Source organism: Dechloromonas sp. ARDL1 (assembly GCF_051122455.1).
In the GTDB taxonomy this organism is placed as follows: Bacteria; Pseudomonadota; Gammaproteobacteria; order Burkholderiales; family Rhodocyclaceae; genus Azonexus.
Genome location: NZ_CP168939.1, coordinates 178,916 through 203,502 on the forward strand (window position 1 = coordinate 178,916; position 24,587 = coordinate 203,502).

Here is a 24,587-nt window from a genome sequence, read left to right on the forward strand (position 1 = left end):
CGATGCAAGCGAGCATTCTCAAAGACTCCGGTAAGGCGACGATCAAATTGGTCGGTCGTTTCGATTTCAATACCCATCGTGAATTTCGAGGGGCCTATGAGCCCTTGGTGGGCGATGCCTCCGTTCGTTCAGTCGTCGTTGATTTTTCCGGCGTCGACTATCTGGACAGTTCGGCGTTGGGTATGTTGTTGATGTTGCGTGATAAATTGGGTGGTGCCAACAAGGAGGTCAGTTTGCTTGGGGTTCGCGGTAACGTAAAGCAGGTGCTAGATATTGCAAATTTTGGTAAATTGTTTCAAATTTCCTAAAAAAACGACAGTTGATGTCGTTGGTAGTTGGTAGGATGGATGCCCGCGAATAGCTGAGTAAACGACCTTGTTGCGATGGGGCTCAGCAGGCTGGCGGCCTGATTGGATGGCAGCAGGTGACGTGCGAGAGGAATGCGATGTCGGAACTATTAAAGAATATTGATGCACGGACCAAGTTGGCGGGGACCAACAAGTTGGAGATTTTGCTGTTTTTCCTCGGGGTTGATCAGCGCACGGGGCGCCGGGAAACATACGGCATCAATGTCTTCAAGGTTCGCGAAGTTATGCGTACGCCGGCTATTACAGCCGCTCCAGATATGCCATCCTCCGTCGAAGGAATGGTTAGTTTGCGCGGCGCACTGGTTCCGGTAATCGACCTGGCAAAGTATTCGGGTATCACGGCAGATACGCCGCGCGAAATCATGATCGTGACCGAATACAACGGGCATACCCAGGGCTTTTTGGTCGAGGGCGTAGATACCATTCTGCGTCTTGACTGGAGCAAGATGCGGGTACCTCCGGAGATGCTCACCGCCCAGACGGGCGGTCTGGTTACAGCAGTCACCGAATTGGCGGATAACCGGCTTGTCATGATGATGGACGTTGAGAAGGTGTTGTCAGAAACCACCAGCATCGATCAGGAAATCATGTTCCGGGATGTCGTGACGATTGATCGGCCTGATTGCACGGTGTTTTACTGCGATGACTCAAGCGTCGCACGCAAGCAGATCGAGCGCACCTTGGCTGCAATGGGGGTCAAAGGCGTGGCTGCAGTCAACGGTCGTCAGATGTGGGAGGAGATGGAAAAGGTCGCAACCTATGCGCAGTCGGTTGGCAAATCTCCCGCGTCGATCATCAGCCTTGTTCTCACCGATATCGAAATGCCGGAAATGGATGGCTACATCCTCACCAAGAGAATCAAGTCGGATCCTCGCTTCAATGGCATCGCGGTCATCATGCATTCGTCACTCTCCGGGATGTCGAATCAGAAGTTGGGTCTGTCGGTAGGCGTAGACGAATATGTGCCGAAATTCGAGCCACTGCGTTTGTCGGAAACACTGGCGCGTCGCCTCGGGGTTGAAACGACGTCTGTTGCCGTGGATTGAGTGAGCGGGAGAAGAAGATGAATCTCGTTGAAAGCAAGAATTTGCTGGATAGTGTCGATGCCCGGACTCGACTGGCTGGCTCGAACAAAATGGAAATCCTGTTGTTTTCGCTGGGTACGCGCGAGATTTTCGGGATCAACGTTTTCAAAGTGCGCGAAGTAGGGCGGACCCCCCACATCACCAAGACACCCAACATGCCACGTGGTGTCGAAGGCCTCATCTCATTGCGCGGCAATGTGATTCCCGTGCTTTCACTTGCGCCTTTTCTGCAGCTTGATACGCAGCCGGGGCGTGGAAAAACCATGATGGTGGCCGAGTATTCCAAGCGTACGCTGGGTTTTCTGGTGCACGATGTCGACCGCATCATTCGTGTCGATTGGGAGCGGGTAAAAGCGCCGGAGAGTGTGCTCTCTGCCAACCAGGGACTGATCACGGCTGTCATCGAGCTGGATGGAGGTGGTCTGGTTTCGATTCTCGATGTCGAGCAGATTCTCGCCAACGCATTTGGCGAGGCGATGATCATCGATATTCCCCCTGCACGCGTCGATCCTGACACCAGTGTGTTTTTTGTCGATGATTCGATCGTGGCGCGGCGGAAGATTTCCGAGGTGCTGGACAAGTTGGGGGTGCGTCACAAACATGCTACGAACGGCATGGAGGCGTGGACCCGCTTGCAGGGCTTGGCTGCGCATGCTTCCCAGATGGGACGGAACATTCGTGACGATGTACGTCTGATTCTTGTCGATGCTGAGATGCCGGAGATGGATGGTTATGTGTTGACCAAGAATATCAAGTCGGACCCGCGCTTCGATGGCGTGCCGGTCGTCATGCACTCTTCCTTGTCGTCGGAAGCGAATCGTGCGATGGGCAAGTCGGTAGGGGTGGATGCGTACGTGGCCAAGTTTGATGCCGAGGCATTGGCCGATACCTTGCGCCCGCTGATTGAACGATAACAAACAGAGTTACCGGAGTAGTTGATGGCTGATCCCAAAATGAGATTTCTGGTGGTGGATGATTTTTCCACGATGCGTCGTATTGTCCGAAACCTCCTCAAGGAGTTGGGCTATACCAACGTGGACGAAGCTGAAGATGGTGCGATTGCCTTGCAAAAATTGCAGGGGGGCGGTTTCGAATTTGTCGTGACGGACTGGAACATGCCCAACATGGATGGGTTGACTCTGCTGCAAACCATTCGCGCAACCCCGAATCTCAAGCATCTGCCGGTGTTGATGATTACGGCGGAGGCCAAGAAGGAGAACATCATTGCTGCGGCGCAGGCCGGTGCAAGCGGCTATATCGTCAAACCATTCACGGCGGGTACTCTTTCCGAAAAGCTGAACAAGATTTTCGAAAAGATGGGTCAGGCCTAAGGGGATATCATGGCTGCCAATAACGATTCCGCTGATCTTGAGGCTCTATTCGACTCCATTGCCGCCGATTTCCCGCCTCCAGCGGCTGCTGCGCCCGCTCCTGTAGTATCGGCGCCGACGGTGTCGACCGATGGCGACTCTGACGACCTGCAGGCGCTTTTCGACAGTGTTTCCGCAGAAACCAAGGTGACCAGCGCTGTTCCAGAAGTGGCGGCCGCATCGCCTTCGCTGGGTGCAGCTCCCGAAGACTGGCCGCAGCAAGAGGCCGTATTCAATCGCCTCGGTCACATGGCTCGATCGTTGCATGATACGTTGCGGGAGCTGGGCTATGACAAATTACTGGAGCAGACCGTTACCGCCTTGCCTGATGCGAAGGACCGCTTGGCCTATGTGGCCAATCTGACCGAGCAGGCTGCCTGCCGCGTACTCAACGCCACCGACATTGCGGGCCCCTTGGTCGATGAAATCGAAAATGGCGCGGCAGAACTGGCTGGTCGCTGGGACAAGGTTTTTGACAACCAGCTCGGTGTTGCGGAGTTCAAGCAATTGGCCGAGGAAACTCGTGCTTACCTGAAGAATCAAGTGCCGACCAATACGCGCGCGACTCATGCCCAGTTGACCGAAATCATGATGGCGCAGGATTTCCAGGATCTGACGGGGCAGGTAATCAAGAAAGTCGTGCTTCTGGCCCAAGAGCTTGAGGCAGGGCTGATGGGGGCGCTGATTGATGTTTTGCCGGCCACTAGGCGGACCGAGGAGGTGGCGAGCTTGATGAACGGGCCGGTCGTCAATGCAGAAGGGCGTAACGATGTCGTGGTCAACCAGGAGCAGGTCGATGACTTGCTCGATAGCCTCGGATTCTGAGGGGGGGCACTATGAGTGACTTTAGCGGAATGGAAGACCTGCTACAGGATTTCCTGCAGGAGGCCAGCGACCTGTTGTCCGATGTTGACAACAAACTCGTTGATCTCGAAAAGATGCCGGACGACCGCGGGCTTCTCAACGATATTTTCCGTGGCTTCCATACCGTCAAGGGTGGTGCCGGTTTTCTGAATGCCACTGAGCTGGTGACACTCTGCCACTTGACGGAAAACCTCTTCGATCGGTTGCGCAATGGCGAACTGGAGCTGACCCCTGAGTTGATGGACGTCATCATGGCGGCTACCAAGGGGGTTCGCGAGATGTTCGGCGAACTGGGGCAAATGGTGCAGCCGCAACCTGCCGATCCGGAGGTGATTGCTGCATTGCAAGGGGCGCTAGCCGGCGAGCAGCCGGTAATGGCTGCCGCTGCTGCACCGGCGGTGCAAGAGGCTACTTCGGAGCAATCCACGGCGGCAGAGGAGCCGGACTGGAGTCTGCTGCACGCTGCCGTTACAGGCCAAGCGGTTGCCCAAGCGCCGGTCAGCGAATTGATTACCAAGGCGGAAGCGGCGGCAGGCGAGATTGCGGTAACTCCGGCAGCCAGCGTGCCCGCTCAGCCCGCATCTCAACAGGCCCCCGCTTCTCCGTACGGTCGCCGGGCAACGGATCGACCGGGAGGGCAGCCTGTCAACGCCAGGCGAGCCGAAGAGCGCGTTCGCGAGAACACAATTCGCGTCGATACTTCGCGCCTCGACCAAGTGCTCAACCTGTCTGGCGAAATCGGTCTGACCAAAAACCGTCTGACCAGTTTGCGCGCCGATATCTTGGCCGGAAAAAACGATTCTGAAACACTACATGCCCTTGATCAGGCGGTGAGTCAGCTTGATCTGCTGGTTTCCGATCTGCAGAACTCGGTCATGAAAACCCGGATGCAGCCGATCGGCCGCCTGTTCCAGAAATACCCCCGTATCGCTCGTGACTTGGCCCGCCAATTGGGCAAGGATGTGGAGTTGGTGCTTGCTGGAGAGGAAACCGAAGTCGACAAGACGATGATCGAAGACTTGGCGGATCCGCTGATTCACTTGATTCGCAATGCGGTCGATCATGGGGTTGAAATGCCGGCTGAGCGCCAGGCCGCCGGCAAGCCGTCGAAGAGTCTGGTGCGTCTGGAGGCGCGTCAGGAGGGTGACCACATCGTCCTGATCATCGCCGATGACGGCAAGGGCATGAGCGCTGAACGTATTCGTGCCAAGGCCATCGAAAAGGGGCTGATCTCCGAGGAGGAGGCCAACACGCTAGACGAGCGTCAGAGTCTGAACCTGATCTTCCTGCCTGGGTTCTCGACAAAAACCCAGATTTCCGACGTTTCCGGGCGGGGGGTCGGTATGGATGTGGTCAAGACCAATATCCAGAAGCTCAACGGCTCGATCGAAATTCGCTCAGAGCCGGGCAAAGGGTCGGTGTTCATGATTTCCTTGCCGCTGACGCTGGCTATTCTGCCGGTGTTGCTGGTGTTGCTGGGGGATCAGCCGTTTGCGCTGCCCTTGTCGCTGGTCCGCGAAATTCTGCCGATTGAGCAGAGTCGCATTCAAGAGGTGGGTGGCAAGGAGACGCTGGTGGTACGCGGCGAAGTCCTGCCTGTCATTACCCTGTCCCGTCTCTTGGGCTGGCCGCGGGAGCACTATCCTGAATACGGTGTCTTCATGCAGACGGCGGAGCGAAGCTTCATTCTCGGTGTCGACAGCTTTGCAGGGCGCGACGACGCGGTGATCAAGTCGCTTGAGGACTTCCGACCCAAGGGCGTTGCCGGGGTGACGACGTTGTCCAATGGCCAGATTGTGCTGATTCTGGATATGAAGGAATTGCTAAGCGATATCGGACAGCATGTGGACATCGGGTCGGCAGTGAGGGCGCTCGACTTCGCCTGATTCCCGTTCCGAGTCAACGAGTTGAGAGAGGGCTGCGGCCCTCTCTTTCTTTTTGGATGTTTACTCTGATGTCATGGGCTTGCGTCTGGCATCTGAGAAACAATCTAAAAAAAGTGGTGTACCTATTTAATTTTTCTCGTTTTTTCCTATAATAGCCGCAACACCAACTAGATACGGCTATGGCGGAAGATAGCGACCTCGAGAAAACCGAAGAGCCTACTGGTAGGCGAATCGAGCAAGCCCGCGAGCAGGGTCAGGTCCCCCATTCCCGTGAACTTGGTACCTTTTTGGTCCTGGCTGTAGCTGCTGCAACCATCTGGATGATGGGCGGCTGGTTTGCGCAGCGCTCAATGGCACTCATGCAGAAGGGTTTCGTCATCGAGTCGCAGTTCATACGTGAGCCGGGTTTGATGCTTCCTCGGTTGGCCGATATTTCCAGCGACGCGCTATTTATATTTTCCCCTTTGCTGGCCTTGCTCCTGGTTGCGGCTATCCTGCCGCCTTTTTTCCTGAATGCGTGGGTTTTTTCGCCCAAGGCGCTGGTACCGGATCTGAAGCGCTTGAATCCCTTGAGTGGGTTTGGTCGCATGTTTTCTTGGGCCAGCCTGATGGAATTGCTCAAGGCGGTTCTCAAGGCGGCCCTGGTGGGCGGTGTGGCGGCCCTGTTGATCTGGAAGGAACGCGACGAGTTGTTCGGTCTGCTGGGTGAGCCGCTAGAGGCGGGGCTGGCGCATGCCGGTCATATGATTGCATTCTCGTTTCTGATTCTGGTTGCCACCTTAGTGCTGGTTGTTGCTGCCGACGTTCCGTTCCAGCTCTGGCAGTACTTCGACAAGCTGAAGATGACCAAGGAAGAGGTTCGGCAGGAAATGAAGGAGATGATGGGCGACCCGCACGTCAAGGGGCGTATCCGCAGCCTTCAGATGCAAGCAGCGCGTAAGCGGATGATGGCTGCCGTGCCCACGGCGAATGTGGTGGTCACCAACCCGACGCACTACGCGGTGGCGCTTTCGTACAAGGCGGGAATGGCGGCACCCAAGGTGGTTGCCAAAGGGGTTGGCGCGGTCGCTTTGAAGATCCGCGAGGTGGCTTCCGAGAATGCAGTACCGATCATGGAAGCGCCGCCGTTGGCGCGAGCGCTCTATAAGCATACCGATATCGACGCTGAAATTCCCTCCGCCCTGTATAACGCAGTCGCGGAGGTTCTTGCTTATATCTACCAGTTGGCTAACTGGCGCCAAGCGGGGGGCACCTATCCGGTTCCGCCGCGCGATTTGCCGGTCCCACCCGAGCTTATTCCGGAGGCGAACTAAATGGCCGCCTCGTCAATGAGCATGCAGAACTTGCTGGGGCGTCTGAATCTGACCCAGATGGCGGCGCCGGTCCTGATCCTGATGATCCTGGCGATGATGGTGTTGCCGCTGCCGGCATTTGTGCTGGATGTGTTCTTCACCTTTAATATCGCGATCTCGGTGCTCGTCCTGCTGGTCGCCGTCAATACCCAGAAGACACTCGATTTCTCCGTTTTTCCGACGGTTTTGCTGGTGACGACCTTGCTCCGTCTGTCGCTGAACGTGGCGTCGACGCGAGTCGTGATGCTTGAGGGCCACAATGGTCCGGATGCGGCCGGGAAGGTGATTGAGGCATTCGGTCACTTTTTGGTTGGCGGAAATTTCGCTGTTGGCATCATGGTCTTCCTGATCCTGGTGGTCATCAATTTTGTCGTGATCACCAAGGGCGCGGGGCGGGTTGCCGAAGTCTCCGCACGCTTCACGCTCGATGCAATGCCGGGTAAGCAAATGGCCATCGATGCCGACCTCAATGCCGGCCTGATCGGTGAGGAGGAGGCGCGCAAGCGGCGGACCGACATTTCCCGCGAGTCAGAGTTTTTCGGTTCGATGGACGGTGCGTCCAAATTCGTGCGCGGTGACGCGATCGCCGGCATCATCATCATGCTGCTCAACGTGGTCGGCGGCCTGATCGTTGGCGTTCTCCAGCACAACATGGAACTTGCCCAGGCGGCCAAGAACTACACGCTGCTGACCATAGGCGACGGTCTGGTGGCACAGATTCCGGGACTGATCATTTCCATCGCCGCCGGCATGGTGGTGACCCGTGTATCCGACGATCGTGACATTGGCCAGCAAGTCATGGGGCAGATGTTCCGCAACGGCAAGGTGATCGCCATCACGGCAGCCATCGTCGGTTTCCTGGGCCTCATCCCGGGGATGCCGAATCTGGTTTTCCTCCTGCTTGCGGCTATCCTGGGCTGGTTCTCCTGGACCATGATGCAGCGTGAGAAGCGCATCGTCGAAACTCCCGTGCATGTTGCCCCGGCGCCCGTGCAAGAGGCGCTTGAGGCCAGTTGGGCTGATGTGGCGCCACTCGATGTGCTCGGGCTGGAGGTTGGTTACCGCCTGATTCCGCTGGTCGACAAGTCGCAGGACGGCGAGTTGCTGCGCCGTATACGTGGCATCCGCAAGAAATTCGCGCAGGAGGTTGGTTTCCTCGTATCGCCGGTTCATATCCGCGACAACTTGGAACTGAAGCCGAATACCTACCGAATTTTGCTCAAAGGGGTGGAGATCGGCCAGGGCGAGGCCTATACCGGTCAGTATCTGGCGATCAATCCGGGGCGCGTTGCCGGCACATTGAACGGCGTGAGCACCAAGGATCCGGCATTTGGCCTGCCGGCAACATGGATCGATGCGGCGCAGCGCGATCAGGCGCAGGCTTACGGCTATACCGTCGTCGATGCCTCGACGGTCGTTGCCACGCATCTGAATCATCTCATCCTGACGCATGCGGCCGAGTTGCTGGGGCGCCAGGAGGTGCAACAGTTGCTCGACCATCTAGCCAAGGAAATGCCCAAGCTGGTCGAGGATCTGGTTCCCAAGGTCCTGCCGCTCGGCACCTTGCAGAAAGTCCTGCAAGGCATGCTCGAAGAAGGCGTCCATATCCGCGACATGCGGACCATCATCGAAACCGTTGCCGATCATGCAACGCGGACCCAGAACGCGGACGACCTCACCATTCAGGTGCGCATGGCGCTGGGGCGTGCCATCGTCCAGCAGCTTTTCCCCGGGACTGGCGAAATGCAGGTCATGTCGCTGGACCCGACGTTGGAGCGCCTGCTCACCCAGGCGGTGGCTGGCGGCTCGGAAAACACCAGTTTCGAGCCCGGTTTGGCGGATACGCTGATTCGTGAGACCGCAACTGCTGCCGGGCGCCAGGAAAGCCTGGGCTTGCCCGCCGTATTGTTGGTTCCTGGCAGTCTGCGCTTGCTGCTGTCCAGGTTCTTGCGCCGCACCATTCCTCAACTCAAGGTGCTTTCGCACAATGAAGTGCCTGAAGCCCGAATCATCAAGGTGACCTCGATCATCGGAGGTAGAACATGAACGTCAGAAAATTCATCGCCGCCAACGCAAGGGATGCCTTGAGGAAGGTCAAAGAGACCTTGGGCAACGACGCGATCATTCTCTCCAACCGAGGAGTTCCCGGCGGGGTGGAGATCATGGCCGTCGCCGCAAGGGATATGGCCATGATCGTACCGACACCGGTCGCCGACAGCGCTCCGGCGCAGCAACGTCCGCAGCCCAAGGTCGATGTCGAGGATGATTATCGGGTTGTGCTCAATTCGGCCCGCGCCCGCATTTCGCAGCCAACGCCGCCGGTAGCCGTGCCATCGGCGCCGCAGCAGGCGACCAGGCCGACTGTGAATCATGCTTTCCTGGCCAAGCCGGCGGCAACCGTGAATGCCGGTATCCCCAAGACCGGCGCGTTGCGCAATCTAGAAATGTCCCGCCCATCGCAGCCTCCCGTGCAGCCCCGTCCGGCGCCCGTTGTCCCCCCCGTCGCTGCGGCAATTCCGCAGCCGCCTGCCGCATCGCGGCGGGCCGAAGCCGAAGTCGTACCGATGGAGGTCATGGAGGAAATTCGTTCGCTACGCAAGATCGTCGAGCAACATCTGGCCGGCTTCGCCTGGGGCGAGGTGGCGCGTTCGGAGCCGGTGAAGACCGACATTCTCCGCCAGATGCTCGATGCCGGGTTCTCGCCGCAGTTCGCTCGCGACCTGTTGTCCGATCTGCCGGTGGACATGAGTGCTGTCGAAGCCATGGCTTGGGTCAAGGGCGCGGCCGATCGTTCGCTGATGACGCTGGGCAACGAAAATGACATCGTCGATCGAGGTGGTGTCTATGCGCTGGTTGGGCCGACCGGCGTGGGCAAGACTACCACAACCGCCAAGCTGGCCGCACGCTGTGTGCTGCGTCACGGGCCGAGCAAGGTGGCCCTGGTCACCACCGACGGTTACCGGATCGGTGCCCACGAACAATTGCGCATCTATGGACGTATCCTCGGAGTGTCCGTGCATCTGGTCAAGGATGCCGCAGAATTGCGCCAGACACTCAGCGAACTGCAGCACAAGCACATGGTGTTGATCGATACCATGGGTATGAGCCAGAAGGACAAGCTGGTTCCCGAATTGACCGACATGCTGGCCGGATGCGACGTGCAGCGGGTGCTGCTGCTCAATTCGACCGCGCGCGGCGATACTCTGGATGACGTGGTGCGTGCCTATGCCGGCGATTCGCTGGCTGGCTGTATCCTGACCAAGATCGACGAGGCGGCCAGTCTTGCCACGGCACTCGACGTGATCATGCGTCACAGCCTGAAGCTGCTCTACGTCTCGAATGGGCAGCGCGTGCCCGAAGATATTCATCTCCCGAACCGGAGCTATCTGCTGCATCGTGCTTTCAAGGACGTGCCGGAAGCCTCGCCCCACAAGTATGACGGGATCGAACCGGCCATGATGATGGCGAACGCCGGTATGGTTGCGGCGGGAGGGCGTCGTGGCTGATTTTCGCGTCGACCAGGCTGCCGGCCTGCGTCGGCTTCTCGGGGGCGGGCAGCAACTGCAAGTAGTCACCTTTGTTGCCGGTTGCGAAGGTGTCGGACGCAGTGTGGCCGTGGCCAACATCGGCGTGGCCTTGGCGCGTCTTGGCAAGGAGGTGCTGATCATCGACGAGCATGCGCCGGGCGATGACATCGCCGCCACCTTTGGCTTGGTCGCCCGCAGCGATCTGCTCAATGTGGTGCAGCGCGAATTGCCACTGTCGCAAGTGCTGCTGCAGCCGATGCACGGTCTTCGCGTCCTGCCGGCAGCGCGTGCGGTGAAGAAACTGGGACGTCTGTCCCTGCATCAGCAGCAGACCCTGCTCGATGCCATGTCGGGTCTCGACCGGCCTGTCGATGTGATTCTGGTCGATGCCAGTACAGCGCATCCTCACGGATTTTCTCCGTTTGGCATCGCGGCTCAGGAGGCGGTGGTCGTTCTCTCTGGAAGCAGTGCATCGATCACCGAAGCCTATTCGCTCATCAAGAAAGTGAGCCATGCTTTTTCCCGGAAGCATTTCCGCATTCTGGTGAACAAGGTGCGCAGCCAGCCCGATGCCCGATCGATCTACGAGAACATCGCTCAGGTCGCCGCTCAGCGCGGTATTGCTCGCCTGGATTATGCCGGAGCCGTCCCGCTGGATGAGTCCCTTCGTCTAGCCGCTCAGTTGTGTCGCCCGGTGCTGGTGCAGGCTCCGGATTCGGTAGCAGCTACAGCGTTCCGCGATATCGCCTCGGACATGCTGTATTGGCAGCGCAGCGAAAGCGAGGCCGGCGGAGTCGAACAGTTCATGCAGCAACTGCTACACTTGAGCCAACGTATAACTCCCAACGTATTACGAGCCTGATGTATACCGCTGCCGGGCAGCCAGACAGGGAACAGTTGGTTCAGCGCTTCGTGCCGCTGGTGAAACGTGTCGCCTACCATTTGATGGCGCGCCTGCCGCCCAGCGTTCAGTTCGATGATCTGGTCCAGAACGGGATGATCGGGCTGCTGGATGCCATCGACCGTTATCAGGAAGGGTTCGGGGCGCAGTTCGAAACCTATGCCACGCAGCGAGTGCGCGGCGCGATGCTCGACGGCCTGCGGGAAAACGACTGGTTGCCCCGGAATCTCAGGCGTGAATTGCGCCGTATCGAAACAGCGATCAATCAGCTCGAACATGAGTACGGGCGGGCGCCATCCGAGCGCGAACTAGCCGATTCGTTGGGCCTTTCTCTCGCCGATTATCAGAAAACCCTGCACGACGCGCGCGGTCACCAACTCGTCTATTTCGAGGATTTTTCCGGTGAGGGCGATGACGACTTTCTGGAGCGTCACTTCACCGACAACAACGCCGATCCGGCTGCGATACTTGAAGATCAAGGCATGAAGGCGCTGCTGGTGTCAGCCATTGGTGATCTGCCCGAGCGTGAGAAGCTGATGATGGCGCTTTACTACGAGCAGGACCTCAATCTCCGGGAAATCGGTGAGGTCATGGGGGTCAGTGAGTCACGGGTCTGCCAGCTACATAGCCAGGCTATTGCCCGGTTGCGAACCCGCATGGTGGGGGAAGTGCCCAAGGCAGCCAAACGACGCAAGGAGCGTGCGGGTGGATAAGATCAGTCTGGCCGGTCTGGCCATTGGATTGTTCGCCATTGTCGGCGGCCAGTATCTCGAAGGTGGGCATGTCGGCTCGCTGGTTCAGCCGACCGCTCTTTTGATTGTTCTCGGCGGCACGCTGGGTGCCGTCCTACTGCAAAGCCCTATCCATGTTTTTCGACGGGGCATGAAGATGGTCAAGTGGGTGTGGGTTCCACCGGTCATCGAGCAGAAGCGGCTGATCGAGCAAATACTGATGTGGAGCCAACTTTCGCGACGCGAGGGCCTGCTGGCGCTGGAAAACCAGATGCCTCGCGTCAAGGACGAATTCACCAAACGCGGCCTGCAGCTCTTGGTCGATGGCGCCGACCCTGAGCGTATCCGAGAGTTGCTCGAAGTGGAGATCGACACCTACGAGGATGAGCTGCGGCAGTCCGCCAAAATCTGGGAATCCGCAGGAGGCTACTCGCCGACCATCGGCATTCTTGGTGCGGTCATGGGGCTGATCCACGTGATGGAAAATTTGTCCGATCCGACCAAACTGGGGGCCGGTATCGCGGTTGCCTTTGTCGCTACGATCTATGGCGTAGGCTTGGCCAATCTGGTCTATCTGCCGATTGCCGGGAAGCTGAAGTATTACATCGGCCGCATGGTGGCGACCCGTGAAATGCTGGTCGACGGACTGGTCGGTATCGCGGTGGGCGACAATCCGCGCATCATCGAAGGTCGTCTCAAGGGCTATCTGCACTGATGGCTCGGCGTCGCCGCGAGGAAGAGCATGAAAACCACGAGCGGTGGCTGGTGTCATACGCCGATTTCATCACCCTGCTTTTCGCTTTCTTCGTGGTCATGTATGCCATCTCGTCGGTGAATGAGGGGAAATACAAGGTTCTGTCCAATTCGCTGACCAACGCTTTTAAAAATACGACAGGGCAACCGGGGGGGCAGCCGATTGCGACCATTCAGGGGGCGCCGTTGCTGCCGGTGAAGCCGATTGCCAAGCCCGACAAGCTACCCGATCAGAAGAAGGTGGAAGAAAAAAAGAGCGAGCAGCGACAGAAGATGCGAAATGTCGCCGACGATATCAAGAATGCACTGCAGCCCTTGATTGCGCAGGGCAAAGTGAAGTTGCTCGAAACCAGTCGCGGCGTCACGGTCGAGATCAACGACAGCATTCTTTTTCCGGCGGGTCAGGCCAGGTTGCAAGCAGCATCGATCAGTGCAATGCAGGCGATCGCCCAGGTTCTAGCTGATTCTGATTTTCCGATCACGATTGAGGGGCACACCGACAACGTGCCGATCGCCACGGCACAATTCCCGTCGAACTGGGAGTTGTCGGCCATGCGGGCCACCACCGTGCTGCGACTGTTCAACGAAGGCGGTGTCGGCGCCGAACGCCTGACTGCCATCGGTTATGGCGAAACACGGCCCCTGGAAACGAATACGACCGTAGAGGGAAGGGCCAGGAATCGCCGCGTCAGTATCCTGATCGATTCAAACCGTCCGGAGGAGCCGACGGAAGTGAAGGAACTGCGTCCGGGGCAGTGAGCGGGCTGTCCTGCTTGCTCAGGCCGAGTCGACGATACGACTGCCCGAACTGCCCATGGTCTGGCCGCTGGCCCCGTAGAGACTTGAGGATTCCGGCGGTTGGGTCAGGATAGCGAGCGCTTCCGTTGCGTTCCTAAGGTGCATTTCGACCAACTGAATGTTCAGGTCATGCAGTGCCTTGGCTTCGCGGGCCAATTCCAGAAGTTGCTGCCAGTTTTTCGCAACGGCGGCATCTGCGGTGTTGTCTTCCAACCAGCGCTGCATGCTGGCTTTGGCTCCGGGCTGCCCGGTGGCGCCGATGGCTGCCATGCGCTCACCTTCGGCACTGTTCATTTGCGCAATTAATGGCATCTTTTCTGCCGTGATCGCTTGCAGGGCGTCGGCATTGGCCTTTTTCAGGCTGTCCTGTTCTTGATCGAGCAGCGAAATGAACCGGGAAACCAGTTCAATTTCACGAGCCAGGATGCCGGCAAGGTCAGGCATCAAACCTGGTGCTTGCCGTCGCGGCCCAGCAGGTCGCGGGTCGATTCGATCAGGCGGTCAGCGATTGCTTCCGGATTGATCTTGAAACGTCCTTCCGAAATGGCCTGCTTGATCTCCTGGATACGTGCCGTGTTAACCGGGGGCTGATTGGCACCCGCATTCAGGCTGCCAGCCACCTGGCTCAGACTAACCGCATCCTGTGCCGGCGTTGCGATAGCCGTTTGAGGCGCCGATGGCTTGCTCGAAAGGCCGGTCGTCGTGGGCTTGTAACTGTTGTCGATCTTCATGGTGATCATCTCAAAACTTTTTTCTCAATCCTGTTAACGACCGTTCGAGGCAGAACTTTAGCCTAAAAAGATATTTCTACACTACCGTCAGCTTTGGCCGCACCGCTGACTGTTTGTCCCGAACTCATCCGAATCTGTGCAATCTGTCCCTCGGCGGCATTGTTCATGGCTTTCCCTTCGGAACTGACAGCAAATCCCGGGCCTGTCGAGATGACGCGTACGGTCTGCCCTTGCCGGATAACCAGCGGCGCGATGAGTTGGTCTGATCGTAGCGGCTGCCCGGCGCCCAGCGAGTTACGCAAGGTCTTGCCGATAGCGAGCTGCGGGTCACCAAGAATACCGGTGGGCATGGCGCTCAAGTCGCCGGTGCTGACGATCAGATCGCCGGCGGAAATGGTCTGGCCGGCCGCAAGGGGGCGACTTGTAGTGAGGTAGTTACCGGTGATGGCGATATGCACGGGTACCAGCACACTCCAGATGGCCGGTCCCAGGCAGCGCACGCCGACATGGGTCTTGCCGCTGAGCCGGGTTCCGGAGGGTGAAAAGGCTTCGTGAGCGGTGCACGGAGGCAGGCGGGTAACGTCCAGAGTGCCCATCTTGACCTGCACTTTGCCTGGCAAGCCCAGCGTTTGTTGCCGGACGTAGCGCTCGGCGGTATCGAGGACGAGATCGGTTTCCGCCGTGTGGCCGGTGACGGCGAGCGCGAGGAAAAACAGGGAAGCCAAGTATCGGGTCATCCGTACATTTTGCCTGAGCAATCAGGATGCTGCATGTCTTCCGGCAAGAATTGCCGAAGGTCTTGCCGGAAAGTGACTGATTTGCCGTTCGCCGGCCATGGCACGGAGCGTGCTATCCACAGACTGATCATCCGGAGTTCATCATGGCAAGCATCGAACAAAGTATTTCCGTCTACAGTCAGGCGCTCAACCTGCGTACCCAGCGTCATCAGGTTTTGGCGTCCAATATTGCCAATGCCGATACCCCGCAGTACAAGGCGCGCGATTTCAACTTCGAGGCCGCCATGCAGAACGCGATGGGTGGCCGCATGCAGGCCGGTGGCGTGGCGCTGGCGCGCACCTCGTCGGGGCATATCGCGGGCGGTTCGGCCAGCGGACCGGCAGTGCTTCAGTTCCGCAAGGAAACCCAGTCGGCTGTGGACGGCAACACGGTGGATATGGATGTCGAGCGCGCGCAGATCGCCGAGAACGCCATGCAGTACCAGATACTGACCCAATTGATCAGCGATAAGTTCAAGGGTATGCGCAGCGCCATGGCTTCAACCAACGCCTAAGGAGCGAAGATGAGCCTGTTCAATGTATTCAAGGTTTCTTCCAGCGCCATGACGGCGCAGTCGATGCGTCTTAATGCCGTGGCTTCCAATCTGGCCAACGCTGACAGCATCGTTTCTTCGGACGGCAATCCCTATCGTGCCAAACAGGTTGTCTTCGAGGCTACACCGATGGGTGGTGCTGGCGAACTCTCGAAGGGGGTTCGGGTGCGCCAGGTGGTCGATGATGCTTCGCCGCCGCGTATGGTTTACGACCCCAAAAACCCGGCTGCTAATGACAAGGGATATGTCGCGTTTTCCAACGTCAATGTGGTCGAGGAAATGACCAACATGATTTCCGCCTCGCGTTCGTATCAGACCAACGTCGAGGTCATGAATACCGCCAAGGCCATGATGCTGCGCACTCTGCAGATCGCCCAGGGCTAAGACTCGTACAGGAGAAAAAAATGGCTTCCAGCGTCACCAACACGACAACGAACACGGCTGCCGATATCTTTTCCACCATCAACGGCAACAGTGGCAAGAAGACCACGTCGACCAGCACGACCGCGGAAATGGAGGATCGCTTCCTGACCTTGCTGATGACCCAGATCAAGAACCAGGATCCTCTGAATCCGATGGACAACGCGGCGGTGACCACCCAACTCGCCCAGTTGAATACGGTGAATGGCATCGAAAAACTGAACGCCACGCTGAGCCAGTTGCTGAGCGGTTACAACGAGGCGCAGGGCCTGCAGGCGGCAGGCATCATCGGCAAAAATGTGATGGTTGCCGGCAACAGCTTGCCGCTCGCTGCCGGCAAATCGGCATACGCCGGCGCCTCGCTTGCCGCTGCCGCCGACAAGGTGACGCTCACCATCAAGGACGCTAGCGGCAAGATCGTGCAGTCGAAAGAGTTGGGGGCCCAGGAGGCCGGCATCATGTACTTCTCCTGGGATGGCAAGGACGAGGCCGGTAATGCAATGAAGGAGGGGAATTACACCTTTTCCATTGCTGCCAGCGCGGATGGCAAGAAGGTCGACGCTACGGCAATGAAGATTGGCACGGTTTCTGCTGTTACTCGCAGCAAAGACGGATTCATCCTTGATTTGGGTTCCTTGGGCGATGTGGCCTTCAAGGATGTCCAGCAAATTCTGTAAGGGGTAACAGCAATGGCATTCCAACAAGCATTGAGTGGCCTGAATACGGCCTCCAAGGCAATTGACGCGACCAGCAACAATATTGCCAACTCGAGCACGGTCGGCTACAAGGCTTCGGTCACCCATTTTAGCGATGTCTATGCCGCCTCGCTTGCCGGTGCCGGAGCCAGCCAGATCGGTATCGGTGTGAATCTCGGTGCCGTTCAGCAGCAATTTACCCAAGGCAATATCACGGCGACCAGCAATGCGCTCGATATCTCGATCAATGGCGCAGGTTTCTTCCAGATGGACCAGAACGGGGCGACGACCTATACCCGCAATGGTCAGTTCCACCTGGACAAGAATGGCTATATCGTCAATGACCAGAATCTGAAACTTACTGGTTATGCCGCACTGTCCGGTGTCATTGTGCCTTCGACACCGGCCCCGTTGCAGATTTCCGCTTCCGCGCTGGCACCGAAGGCGACGGGCTATAACACCAGCAGCAGCTTCAATGGCGTCAAGGCCAACCTGAACCTGGATTCGCGGCAGTCCACGCCGACTTCGCCATGGGTTAACGGTGGTGCCGCCGGCTCAACCACGGCCTTCACGCCGGACCCGCTGACCTACAACTATTCGACCGCCCTGTCGATGTACGACTCCCTCGGCAACGACCACACCATGACCTTCTATTTCCGCAAGACAGCGGTATCGGGTCAGTGGGATGTCTATGCCAACGTCGACGGGACGACCAACCAGAATAACGGCGCCGCCGGTCCTATCGGGACGCTGACTTTCGGTACCAACGGGCAGATCACGGCCGGTTCGCCGATGAACGTGACGGTCAATGTCAGCAACGTCGTCGCCAGCCAGGGCAAGCCACCCAACGGTGCGCAAGCCACGCAAACCTTCCCGATCGACTTTACCGGCACCACACAGTTCGGCAGCCCGTTCGGTACCAACCGCCTGGAGCAGGATGGTTACGCTGCCGGCAACCTGATCGGCCTGTCAATCGGTAGTGACGGCGTAGTACAAGGCCGCTACAGCAATGGCCAGACCTTTGCCCAAGGGCAGGTCGTGCTGGCCAACTTTACCAATCCGAATGGCCTGCAGGCGCTCGGCAACAACCAGTGGTCGGAAACATCCGTATCCGGGCCGGCGCTGGTCGGCGCGCCCAGTACTTCGAACCTGGGGGTCATTTCTTCCTCGACCATCGAAGAGTCCAACGTCGACCTGACGGGGGAACTGGTCAATCTGATTACCCAACAACGTAACTACCAAGCCAATGCCCAGTCGATCAAGACGCAGGATCAGGTCATGCAGACGCTGGTGAACCTGCGCTAAACCATCGATTGAGTCGCTGACATGGATCGTCTGATCTACACCGCGATGACCGGCGCCAAGCATGTGTTCATGCAGCAGGCCGGTACCGCGAACAACCTGGCCAATGCCAGCACTATCGGCTTCAAGGCTCAGGAGCATCGCTTCCGCGCCGTGCCGGTGATCGGCGAAGGCATGCCGACACGGGCCTTCACGGTGGATGCTTCGGTCAGCGACGTGATGGACGAAGGGCCGCTGATGTTTACCGGCCGCAACCTCGATGTCGCAGTGCGCGGCCGGGGGTGGATCGCCGTCCAGTTGCCCGATGGCAGCGAGGCCTACACCCGGGCCGGTAGTCTAGATGTCGATGTCACCGGTCTGCTGCAGACCAAGAGCGGGTACAACGTCGCTGGCGATGGTGGGCCGATCAACATTCCGCCCGACAACAACATCGAGATCGCACCGGATGGGACAGTCTCGGTGATTCCTGCGTTTGGCACGCCCAACAACGCCAATGCGATCGGACGGATCAAGCTGGTCAATCCGCCGGAATCCGATCTGGTGCGCGGTTCGGACGGTCTGTTCCGCCTCCGCAACAACCAGCCGGCCGATGCCGACGCCAACGTCAAGCTGGTGTCTGGCACGTTGGAAGGCAGCAATGTGAATGTCACCGACGCGATGGTCAATCTGATCAGCTTGTCGCGTCAGTTTGAAATGCAAATCAAGATGTTGCAGACAGCCGATACCAACGCCCAGCGCGCCGATCAGCTGCTGTCGCTGAATGCCTGATAGGACCTGAATCATGATTCGTTCCCTGTGGATCGCCCGTACCGGACTGGATGCCCAGCAGACCCAGCTGGACGTCATTTCCAACAACCTGGCGAACGTCAGCACCAACGGCTTCAAGCGTTCGCGCGCAGTGTTCGAGGATCTGCTCTATCAGACCATGCGTCAGCCCGGCGCCCAGTCGTCGCAGCAGACTCAGGTACCAGCTGGACTGCAGTTGGGTACGGGGGCTCGTCCGGTGTCCACCGCCCGCATCTTCACGCAGGGCAATCTGCAGAAGACCGACAACACCCTCGATATCGCGATTCAAGGCAACGGCTTTTTTCAGGTGTTGTTGCCGGATGGCACCACAGCCTATACGCGGGACGGCTCTTTTCAAAAGGATAACCAGGGGCAGATCGTTACTTCCGACGGTTATCCGCTACAGCCGAACATCACGATTCCAGCCAACGCGCTGAGCATGTCGATCGGTACCGACGGTACCGTGACGGTGACTCAGCCAGGCTCGGCGGCGTCGACGCAAATTGGCAGCATCCAGTTGGCCACCTTCATCAACCCCGCCGGCATGCTGAGCATGGGTCAGAACCTGTTCCAGGAAACCGCGGCCAGCGGCACGCCGACGCCCAACACGCCCGGAACCAACGGTGCCGGCATTGTCAATCAAGGCTACGTGGAGACCTCCAACGTCAATGTGGCCGAGGAACTGGTCACCATGATCCAGACCCAGCGGGCCTACGAACTGAATTCCAAGGTGGTGTCGACCTCCGACGCGATGCTCGGGCGCCTGACCCAGCTGTAAGCAGTAAGGTGAGCACATGAAACGCCCTATCTTGACTCCAGCGCTGATCCCGATTTTGATCATCCTGTTGGCATCGTCAGCATGCTCCACGGTGCCGCCGACCAATGTGCATCAGCCGATGACGGCACGCCCGTCGGCGCGGTTCGACATGCCGAGTGGCAATGGTGCCATCTACCAGGCGGCCAGCAGTCGGCCGCTGTTCGAGGATCGCCGCGCCCGTTACGTGGGCGACACGATTACAGTCAAGATTACCGAAAGCACGACAGCCTCTACCAAGTCCAACAACAAGCTGGATAAATCGAATACGGCCTCGGCATCGGTGTCCGGTCTGAACAAGCTGCCGGGCAAAGGGCTAGTCGGACTCAATCTCGAGGCTGAAAGCGCCAATGCCTTCAGCGGCAAGGGCGAAGCAGCGAACAACAACATCTTCACCGGCAACATGTCGGTAACTGTGATTGACGTCATGCCCAACGGCAACCTGCTGGTTTCGGGCGAGAAGCAGGTGGCGATCGGGAATGAGCAGGAATTCGTTCGTATTTCCGGGGTGATCAACCCGAGCTTTGTCGATGCCTTCAATACCATCGAGTCGTCGCGGATTGCCGATGCCCGGTTCGAATACAAGTCTTCCGGCCAACTGGCCGAAGGCCAGGTCATGGGCTGGCTGGCACGCTTCTTCCTTAGTGTGATGCCGTTCTAAGGAATTTCTTGCGGAGGCGCATCATGAAGACGAAAAGCGGCAAACTGTTCCGGCAGACGGCAATTCTGGCCGCCTGTCTGCTGCCGCTGTGGTGTCAGCCGGCGCTGGCCGAGCGGATCAAGGATTTGGCCAGCATTCAGGGCGTGCGCAACAACCAGTTGATTGGTTACGGCATCGTGGTTGGTCTCGACAACACCGGCGACCAGACCACGCAAACGCCGTTCACCACGCAGGCCATCGCCAACATGCTGTCGCAGCTGGGCGTTAACCTGACTCAGGAGCAGTCGCAGAAACTGCAGCTCAAGAACGTGGCGGCGGTCATGGTTACCGCCAACCTGCCGCCTTTTTCGCGGCAAGGGCAGAGTATCGATGTCACCGTGTCGTCAATGGGCAATGCCAAGAGCCTGCGCGGCGGCACGTTGCTAATGACGCAGCTCAAGGGGGCCGACGGGCAGGTGTACGCTATCGCTCAGGGCAATGTCATGGTCGGTGGCGCCGGGGCTTCCTCGGGTGGCTCCAAGGTGACCGTAAACCACTTGTCGGCGGGGCGCATCCCCGGCGGTGCCAGCGTCGAGCGTGCCGTACCGACGGCGCTTGGGCAAGGGGGCATGGTTTATTACGAGTTGTCGACAGCCGATTTCGGTACCGCGCAGAAGCTGGTCGATGCCATCAACCGAAGCGTGGGGTCTGGTACAGCCCAGGCCATTGATGGTCGGCGCATCGCCGTACGTACCCCGGAAGATGCCGACGCCCGTGTCGCCTTTCTGGGGCGGATCGAGAATCTTGATGTCCAGCCGGTAGCCGGTATGGCCAAGGTCGTCGTCAATCCACGTACTGGTTCGGTGGTCATGAACCAGAAGGTCACGCTGGAGGCCTGCGCCGTTGCGCACGGCAGCCTGTCGGTGGTGGTTGATGCCGGCCAGCCGCAATTCGGGCAGGGGGCCGACATTCAGGTCAAGCAGGACAACGGCAGCCTGATGAGTGTCAAGGCTGGCGCCAACCTGGCTGATGTGGTCAAGGCCTTGAACGCGCTGGGGGCGAATCCGCTTGATCTGCTCGCCATCCTGCAGGCGATGAAGGCTGCCGGGGCACTGCGCGCCGATCTCGAAATCATCTGATCCCGACGATGTCGATGAAAATACAGAACACGCCCAATCGGGCGGCTTTCGACGTCCAGTCGGCGCAGGATTTGCGCAGCCAGTTCGCCAAAAATCCGCAGGAAGGGCTCAAGGCGGCTGCGCAGCAATTCGAGACCATGTTCCTGCAAATGGTCATGAAGAGCATGCGCGATACCGTGCCGGACGACGGCATGCTCAACAGCGAGCAATCGAAGTTCTACACCAGCCTGCTTGACCAGCAGATGGCGCAGAATCTGTCCTCCAGCGGCAAGGGCGTCGGGTTCGCCAAGTTGATCGAGCAGCAACTGGGGCGCACGATGGTTGGCGCCTCTTCTGATCCCAATACGGCAGGGGCGGCAAACGCTGCCGCCGGCGACTTGCCGCTTGCCGCTTCCGATGGCCGCCACCTGCAATACAAGACCATTCTCGGTAATCTGCCGACCTCTGCTGCTTATCCGCGCGCCGACGCGACGGTAGCGCCGGCCGTTGCGCTTGATGCGCCGGCCAGTTCGAAGGAGTTCGTCAACCGGGTCTGGCCGCATGCCGTAGAGGCTTCGCGCTCGACCGGCGTGCCGCCTCAGTTCCTGGTGGCCCACTCCGCATTGGAAAGCGGCTGGGGGCGTTCCGAGATTCGCCGGGCCGACGGTTCACCCAGCTACAACCTGTTCGGCATCAAGGCTGGCAAGAGTTGGGCTGGCGCAACGGCGGACGCGACGACAACCGAGTACGTCAATGGCCAGCCGCAGCAGTCGGTCGAGCGCTTTCGGGCTTACGGCTCGTACGAGGAGGCTTTCCGCGATTACGCCAACCTGTTGCGCAATAACGCGCGCTTCGGTTCGGTGATTGGATCTCAGGATGGCACGGAGTTTGCGAAACGTTTGCAGCAGGCTGGCTATGCCACTGATCCGATGTATGCCGACAAGTTGTCGCGCATCATCAACGGCCCCGCGTTGCGGCAGGCACTGATCGGTTGATGGCCGCCTAAACTTTACGGTGGTTTGGCCGTTAACCTCTTAGAGGTGACATGATGGGTACAGGAATTTTCAGCATTGGCGTCAGTGGTATCGCGGCAGCACAAGCGGGCTTGCTGACGGTCGAGCACAACGTAGTTAACGCGAATACGCCGGGCTATAGCCGCCAGGTAACGACGCAGGCGACCAATATCGCGGTCAATACCGGGGCTGGCGCCATGGGGCAGGGCGTTCATGTCCAGACCATCAAGCGGATGTACGACAGCTACGTCAATTCGCAGGTGAATACCGCCCAGACCCAGGTCAGCCAGCTGGATGCCTTCTATAGCGAAATCAGCCAGATCGACAACTTGCTGGCCGATCCCAATGCCGGTCTCTCGCCCGCGCTGCAGAGCTTTTTTGCTGGCGTGCAGCAGGTTGCCTCAAACCCATCGCTCCTGCCGGCTAGGCAGTCGATGATCAGCAGTGCGCAGACCCTCGTCACCCGTTTTCAAGACATCCAGAGCCGCATCAGCGAAATTTCCGACGAGGTCAATGGCCGCATCACGGATGCCGTCAGCGAAATCAACGCGTATGCAGCCCAGATCGCCGATGTGAATCAACGGATCGTGGTTGCCGAAGCCGCCTATCAACAGCCGGCCAACGATCTGCTCGACCAGCGCGATCAACTGGTCAGCGAACTCAACAAGCGAATCAGGGTGCAGACGAGCACCAATTCCAACGGCAGTTATAACGTCTACATCGGTAATGGCCAGCAGTTGGTTGTCGGCTCGCAAGTGATGCAGCTGACGGCTACCGCCTCGACGTCGGACCCGTCGAAGATCGTCGTTGGCCTGCAGACCAACAGCGGGACGCTGCAGATGCCGGACTCGCTGATTGTCGGCGGACAGCTGGGCGGATTGGTTGATTTTCGCAATCGTTCACTGGATTCGGTGGGCAACGAGCTGGGCCGCATTGCTGCCTCCGTGGCGCTCACCTTCAACGCCCAGCACACGCTGGGTCAGGATCTGCAGGGCAATATTTCGGGGAGTGTTGGCTTCGTCGGCAATTTTTTCTCCGTACCCTCTCCCATGGTTTTGCCGAACGCCGGCAACACAGGCGCTGGTTCCGTATCAGCAAGCTTTGCCGCACCAAGTAATTCCGGAAACTTCTATACCAATCTGACCAACAGCAACTATCAGGTGACCTTCGGTGCCGCCGGTGCCTACACCATCACCCGCCTGAGTGATAAGCAGACGGTCGCCAGCGGCAGCGGTGCCGGCTCGGTCACGGTCGATGGCGTGGCGGTCACTATCGGTGCAGTCGGCAATAGTGGCGATACCTTCGTGATCAAGCCGGTAGCCGATGCGGCGATGACGATCAATGTTGATAGCCGGATTGCCTCCGACCCTCGGCTGATTGCAGCTGCTGCCCCGGTCCGTACAGCTCCAGCGCAGACCAATACCGGTTCGATGACTATCTCGCAAGGTAGCGTGACGACGGGCTACAGCGCAGCCGGATTGCCTGTGACGCTGAGTGCGACAGCCACCACCCTCAATGGTATTCCGAGCCCCTGGACTGCGAGCTATTCCAATGGGTTGAATGCGACCGCAACTGCGGGGGCTGTACCCGGTACATGGGATGTGACCTATTCCTATGCCAACGGATCGCCTGCCCCCGCACCCGATATCGGTGTTGCCGGGACCGTTTTGGTTAAAGGAGGGGCGACGCTATCCAATGTTGCCTTTTCCGGCATGAACTTCGATATCAAAGGTAGCCCGGCTGTTGGCGACCAGTTTACGGTGCAGCAGAACACGGCAGGGGTTCAGGACGGCCGGAACGCGGTGTTGTTTGCCAAACTGCAGACGCAGAACACCGTTTCCGGCGGCACGGCAACCTACCAGGCTGCCTTTGCCCGTCTGGTGGCCGACAACGGCATCATGACCCGGGAAACCAAGGTCAAGATGGATGCCCAGACGTCCGTGCTCAAGCAGGCAACATCAGCCCGCGAAGCGCTTTCCGGGGTCAATCTGGATGAAGAAGCCGCTGAAATGCTGAAATTCCAGCGCTCCTATCAGGCATCCTCCAAGATACTGGAGATCGGCAATCAGCTGTTCGATACCATCCTGTCGCTGGGTAGATAAG

The 24,587-nt window shown here is 58.6% G+C and carries 26 protein-coding genes; 23 read left to right on the forward strand and 3 right to left on the reverse strand.

The genetic code is table 11. From position 1 onward, the window contains the following. Positions 1 to 2: 2 nt before the first annotated feature. From AB6Q56_RS00860 to motD, 13 genes are all read left to right on the forward strand, one after another. Entirely contained in the window at positions 3 to 308 is a 306-nt protein-coding gene (locus AB6Q56_RS00860; protein ID WP_434515322.1) for an STAS domain-containing protein, read from the forward strand. Positions 309 to 445: 137 nt separating this feature from the next. Then, positions 446 to 1,414, forward strand: coding sequence for a chemotaxis protein (locus tag AB6Q56_RS00865; protein WP_434515323.1), 969 nt, complete (start codon positions 446 to 448; stop codon positions 1,412 to 1,414). Positions 1,415 to 1,431: 17 nt separating this feature from the next. Next, complete coding sequence (locus tag AB6Q56_RS00870; RefSeq protein WP_434515324.1) at positions 1,432 to 2,367, forward strand: chemotaxis protein; 936 nt, start codon at positions 1,432 to 1,434, stop codon at positions 2,365 to 2,367. 24 nt (positions 2,368 to 2,391) lie between these two features. Then, positions 2,392 to 2,784 (forward strand): chemotaxis response regulator CheY, encoded by a 393-nt coding sequence (cheY, locus tag AB6Q56_RS00875; protein ID WP_150430486.1) that lies wholly within the window; start codon positions 2,392 to 2,394, stop codon positions 2,782 to 2,784. 9 nt (positions 2,785 to 2,793) lie between these two features. After that, a complete protein-coding gene (gene cheZ, locus AB6Q56_RS00880; RefSeq protein WP_434515325.1) occupies positions 2,794 to 3,648 on the forward strand; it encodes a protein phosphatase CheZ in 855 nt (284 codons plus the stop codon). Positions 3,649 to 3,659: 11 nt separating this feature from the next. Next, positions 3,660 to 5,573: a chemotaxis protein CheA gene (locus AB6Q56_RS00885; protein ID WP_434515326.1), complete on the forward strand. Its 1,914-nt coding sequence runs from the start codon at positions 3,660 to 3,662 to the stop codon at positions 5,571 to 5,573. A gap of 179 nt (positions 5,574 to 5,752) precedes the next feature. Then, on the forward strand, positions 5,753 to 6,886 hold the full coding sequence (gene flhB / locus AB6Q56_RS00890; protein ID WP_434515327.1) for a flagellar biosynthesis protein FlhB: 1,134 nt from the start codon (positions 5,753 to 5,755) through the stop codon (positions 6,884 to 6,886). Beyond that, the gene (flhA, locus tag AB6Q56_RS00895; RefSeq protein ID WP_434515328.1) at positions 6,887 to 8,971 is read left to right on the forward strand and encodes a flagellar biosynthesis protein FlhA; all 2,085 of its coding nucleotides are present in this window, start codon (positions 6,887 to 6,889) and stop codon (positions 8,969 to 8,971) included. It begins immediately after the preceding gene. Next, positions 8,968 to 10,431: a flagellar biosynthesis protein FlhF gene (gene flhF / locus AB6Q56_RS00900; protein ID WP_434515329.1), complete on the forward strand. Its 1,464-nt coding sequence runs from the start codon at positions 8,968 to 8,970 to the stop codon at positions 10,429 to 10,431. Before flhA ends, flhF begins: the two co-directional genes overlap by 4 nt. Then, a complete protein-coding gene (locus AB6Q56_RS00905; protein ID WP_434515330.1) occupies positions 10,424 to 11,314 on the forward strand; it encodes a MinD/ParA family ATP-binding protein in 891 nt (296 codons plus the stop codon). Before flhF ends, AB6Q56_RS00905 begins: the two co-directional genes overlap by 8 nt. Further along, positions 11,314 to 12,066, forward strand: a complete 753-nt coding sequence (locus AB6Q56_RS00910; protein WP_434515331.1) for an RNA polymerase sigma factor FliA — start codon at positions 11,314 to 11,316, stop codon at positions 12,064 to 12,066. The genes AB6Q56_RS00905 and AB6Q56_RS00910 overlap by 1 nt, the downstream gene beginning before the upstream one ends. Beyond that, a complete protein-coding gene (locus tag AB6Q56_RS00915; RefSeq protein ID WP_434515332.1) occupies positions 12,059 to 12,799 on the forward strand; it encodes a flagellar motor protein in 741 nt (246 codons plus the stop codon). Before AB6Q56_RS00910 ends, AB6Q56_RS00915 begins: the two co-directional genes overlap by 8 nt. Next, a complete protein-coding gene (gene motD, locus AB6Q56_RS00920) occupies positions 12,799 to 13,596 on the forward strand; it encodes a flagellar motor protein MotD (RefSeq protein WP_434515333.1) in 798 nt (265 codons plus the stop codon). Before AB6Q56_RS00915 ends, motD begins: the two co-directional genes overlap by 1 nt. A gap of 18 nt (positions 13,597 to 13,614) precedes the next feature. On the opposite strand, the gene AB6Q56_RS00925 is transcribed toward motD, so the two are convergent. From AB6Q56_RS00925 to flgA, 3 genes are read right to left on the reverse strand one after another with little or no spacing between them, the layout of a single operon-like run. After that, positions 13,615 to 14,079, reverse strand: a complete 465-nt coding sequence (locus AB6Q56_RS00925) for a flagella synthesis protein FlgN (protein WP_434515334.1) — start codon at positions 14,077 to 14,079, stop codon at positions 13,615 to 13,617. Then, positions 14,079 to 14,375: a flagellar biosynthesis anti-sigma factor FlgM gene (gene flgM, locus AB6Q56_RS00930; RefSeq protein WP_434515335.1), complete on the reverse strand. Its 297-nt coding sequence runs from the start codon at positions 14,373 to 14,375 to the stop codon at positions 14,079 to 14,081. Before flgM ends, AB6Q56_RS00925 begins: the two co-directional genes overlap by 1 nt. A gap of 53 nt (positions 14,376 to 14,428) precedes the next feature. Then, positions 14,429 to 15,103: a flagellar basal body P-ring formation chaperone FlgA gene (gene flgA / locus AB6Q56_RS00935; RefSeq protein ID WP_434515336.1), complete on the reverse strand. Its 675-nt coding sequence runs from the start codon at positions 15,101 to 15,103 to the stop codon at positions 14,429 to 14,431. A gap of 143 nt (positions 15,104 to 15,246) precedes the next feature. Between flgA and flgB the strand changes: the two genes are divergently transcribed. The 10 genes from flgB to flgK are packed head-to-tail and all read left to right on the forward strand — an operon-like array spanning position 15,247 to position 24,586. After that, a complete protein-coding gene (gene flgB, locus AB6Q56_RS00940) occupies positions 15,247 to 15,657 on the forward strand; it encodes a flagellar basal body rod protein FlgB (RefSeq protein WP_434515337.1) in 411 nt (136 codons plus the stop codon). 9 nt (positions 15,658 to 15,666) lie between these two features. Next, the gene (gene flgC / locus AB6Q56_RS00945; RefSeq protein WP_434515338.1) at positions 15,667 to 16,080 is read left to right on the forward strand and encodes a flagellar basal body rod protein FlgC; all 414 of its coding nucleotides are present in this window, start codon (positions 15,667 to 15,669) and stop codon (positions 16,078 to 16,080) included. Positions 16,081 to 16,100: 20 nt separating this feature from the next. After that, positions 16,101 to 16,793 (forward strand): flagellar hook assembly protein FlgD, encoded by a 693-nt coding sequence (locus AB6Q56_RS00950; RefSeq protein WP_434515339.1) that lies wholly within the window; start codon positions 16,101 to 16,103, stop codon positions 16,791 to 16,793. A 12-nt stretch (positions 16,794 to 16,805) separates the two neighbouring features. Beyond that, positions 16,806 to 18,116: a flagellar hook protein FlgE gene (gene flgE / locus AB6Q56_RS00955; protein ID WP_434515340.1), complete on the forward strand. Its 1,311-nt coding sequence runs from the start codon at positions 16,806 to 16,808 to the stop codon at positions 18,114 to 18,116. 21 nt (positions 18,117 to 18,137) lie between these two features. Then, positions 18,138 to 18,881: a flagellar basal-body rod protein FlgF gene (gene flgF / locus AB6Q56_RS00960; protein WP_434515341.1), complete on the forward strand. Its 744-nt coding sequence runs from the start codon at positions 18,138 to 18,140 to the stop codon at positions 18,879 to 18,881. Between the two features lie 13 nt (positions 18,882 to 18,894). Then, on the forward strand, positions 18,895 to 19,677 hold the full coding sequence (gene flgG / locus AB6Q56_RS00965) for a flagellar basal-body rod protein FlgG (RefSeq protein ID WP_434515342.1): 783 nt from the start codon (positions 18,895 to 18,897) through the stop codon (positions 19,675 to 19,677). Between the two features lie 16 nt (positions 19,678 to 19,693). Then, positions 19,694 to 20,374, forward strand: a complete 681-nt coding sequence (locus AB6Q56_RS00970) for a flagellar basal body L-ring protein FlgH (protein WP_434515343.1) — start codon at positions 19,694 to 19,696, stop codon at positions 20,372 to 20,374. Positions 20,375 to 20,397: 23 nt separating this feature from the next. After that, positions 20,398 to 21,492 carry a flagellar basal body P-ring protein FlgI gene (locus tag AB6Q56_RS00975; protein ID WP_434515344.1) on the forward strand — a complete coding sequence of 365 codons (1,095 nt, stop codon included), beginning with the start codon at positions 20,398 to 20,400 and terminating at the stop codon, positions 21,490 to 21,492. 8 nt (positions 21,493 to 21,500) lie between these two features. Then, on the forward strand, positions 21,501 to 22,466 hold the full coding sequence (flgJ, locus tag AB6Q56_RS00980) for a flagellar assembly peptidoglycan hydrolase FlgJ (RefSeq protein ID WP_434515345.1): 966 nt from the start codon (positions 21,501 to 21,503) through the stop codon (positions 22,464 to 22,466). A gap of 50 nt (positions 22,467 to 22,516) precedes the next feature. Continuing rightward, entirely contained in the window at positions 22,517 to 24,586 is a 2,070-nt protein-coding gene (flgK, locus tag AB6Q56_RS00985; protein WP_434515346.1) for a flagellar hook-associated protein FlgK, read from the forward strand. Position 24,587 lies beyond the last annotated feature (1 nt).

Coding starts and splice junctions, on each gene's coding strand:
- flhF (WP_434515329.1), top strand. CDS start 8,968: ATGAACGTCAGAAAATTCATCGCCGCCAACGCAAGGGATGCCTTGAGG.
- AB6Q56_RS00910 (WP_434515331.1), top strand. CDS start 11,314: ATGTATACCGCTGCCGGGCAGCCAGACAGGGAACAGTTGGTTCAGCGC.
- flhB (WP_434515327.1), top strand. CDS start 5,753: ATGGCGGAAGATAGCGACCTCGAGAAAACCGAAGAGCCTACTGGTAGG.
- flgE (WP_434515340.1), top strand. CDS start 16,806: ATGGCATTCCAACAAGCATTGAGTGGCCTGAATACGGCCTCCAAGGCA.
- AB6Q56_RS00865 (WP_434515323.1), top strand. CDS start 446: ATGTCGGAACTATTAAAGAATATTGATGCACGGACCAAGTTGGCGGGG.
- flgF (WP_434515341.1), top strand. CDS start 18,138: ATGGATCGTCTGATCTACACCGCGATGACCGGCGCCAAGCATGTGTTC.
- AB6Q56_RS00975 (WP_434515344.1), top strand. CDS start 20,398: ATGAAGACGAAAAGCGGCAAACTGTTCCGGCAGACGGCAATTCTGGCC.
- AB6Q56_RS00885 (WP_434515326.1), top strand. CDS start 3,660: ATGAGTGACTTTAGCGGAATGGAAGACCTGCTACAGGATTTCCTGCAG.
- flgJ (WP_434515345.1), top strand. CDS start 21,501: ATGTCGATGAAAATACAGAACACGCCCAATCGGGCGGCTTTCGACGTC.
- flgA (WP_434515336.1), bottom strand. CDS start 15,103: ATGACCCGATACTTGGCTTCCCTGTTTTTCCTCGCGCTCGCCGTCACC.
- AB6Q56_RS00925 (WP_434515334.1), bottom strand. CDS start 14,079: ATGCCTGACCTTGCCGGCATCCTGGCTCGTGAAATTGAACTGGTTTCC.
- AB6Q56_RS00860 (WP_434515322.1), top strand. CDS start 3: ATGCAAGCGAGCATTCTCAAAGACTCCGGTAAGGCGACGATCAAATTG.
- flgM (WP_434515335.1), bottom strand. CDS start 14,375: ATGATCACCATGAAGATCGACAACAGTTACAAGCCCACGACGACCGGC.
- flgG (WP_434515342.1), top strand. CDS start 18,895: ATGATTCGTTCCCTGTGGATCGCCCGTACCGGACTGGATGCCCAGCAG.
- AB6Q56_RS00950 (WP_434515339.1), top strand. CDS start 16,101: ATGGCTTCCAGCGTCACCAACACGACAACGAACACGGCTGCCGATATC.
- flhA (WP_434515328.1), top strand. CDS start 6,887: ATGGCCGCCTCGTCAATGAGCATGCAGAACTTGCTGGGGCGTCTGAAT.
- cheY (WP_150430486.1), top strand. CDS start 2,392: ATGGCTGATCCCAAAATGAGATTTCTGGTGGTGGATGATTTTTCCACG.
- motD (WP_434515333.1), top strand. CDS start 12,799: ATGGCTCGGCGTCGCCGCGAGGAAGAGCATGAAAACCACGAGCGGTGG.
- cheZ (WP_434515325.1), top strand. CDS start 2,794: ATGGCTGCCAATAACGATTCCGCTGATCTTGAGGCTCTATTCGACTCC.
- flgC (WP_434515338.1), top strand. CDS start 15,667: ATGAGCCTGTTCAATGTATTCAAGGTTTCTTCCAGCGCCATGACGGCG.
- AB6Q56_RS00870 (WP_434515324.1), top strand. CDS start 1,432: ATGAATCTCGTTGAAAGCAAGAATTTGCTGGATAGTGTCGATGCCCGG.
- flgB (WP_434515337.1), top strand. CDS start 15,247: ATGGCAAGCATCGAACAAAGTATTTCCGTCTACAGTCAGGCGCTCAAC.
- flgK (WP_434515346.1), top strand. CDS start 22,517: ATGATGGGTACAGGAATTTTCAGCATTGGCGTCAGTGGTATCGCGGCA.
- AB6Q56_RS00970 (WP_434515343.1), top strand. CDS start 19,694: ATGAAACGCCCTATCTTGACTCCAGCGCTGATCCCGATTTTGATCATC.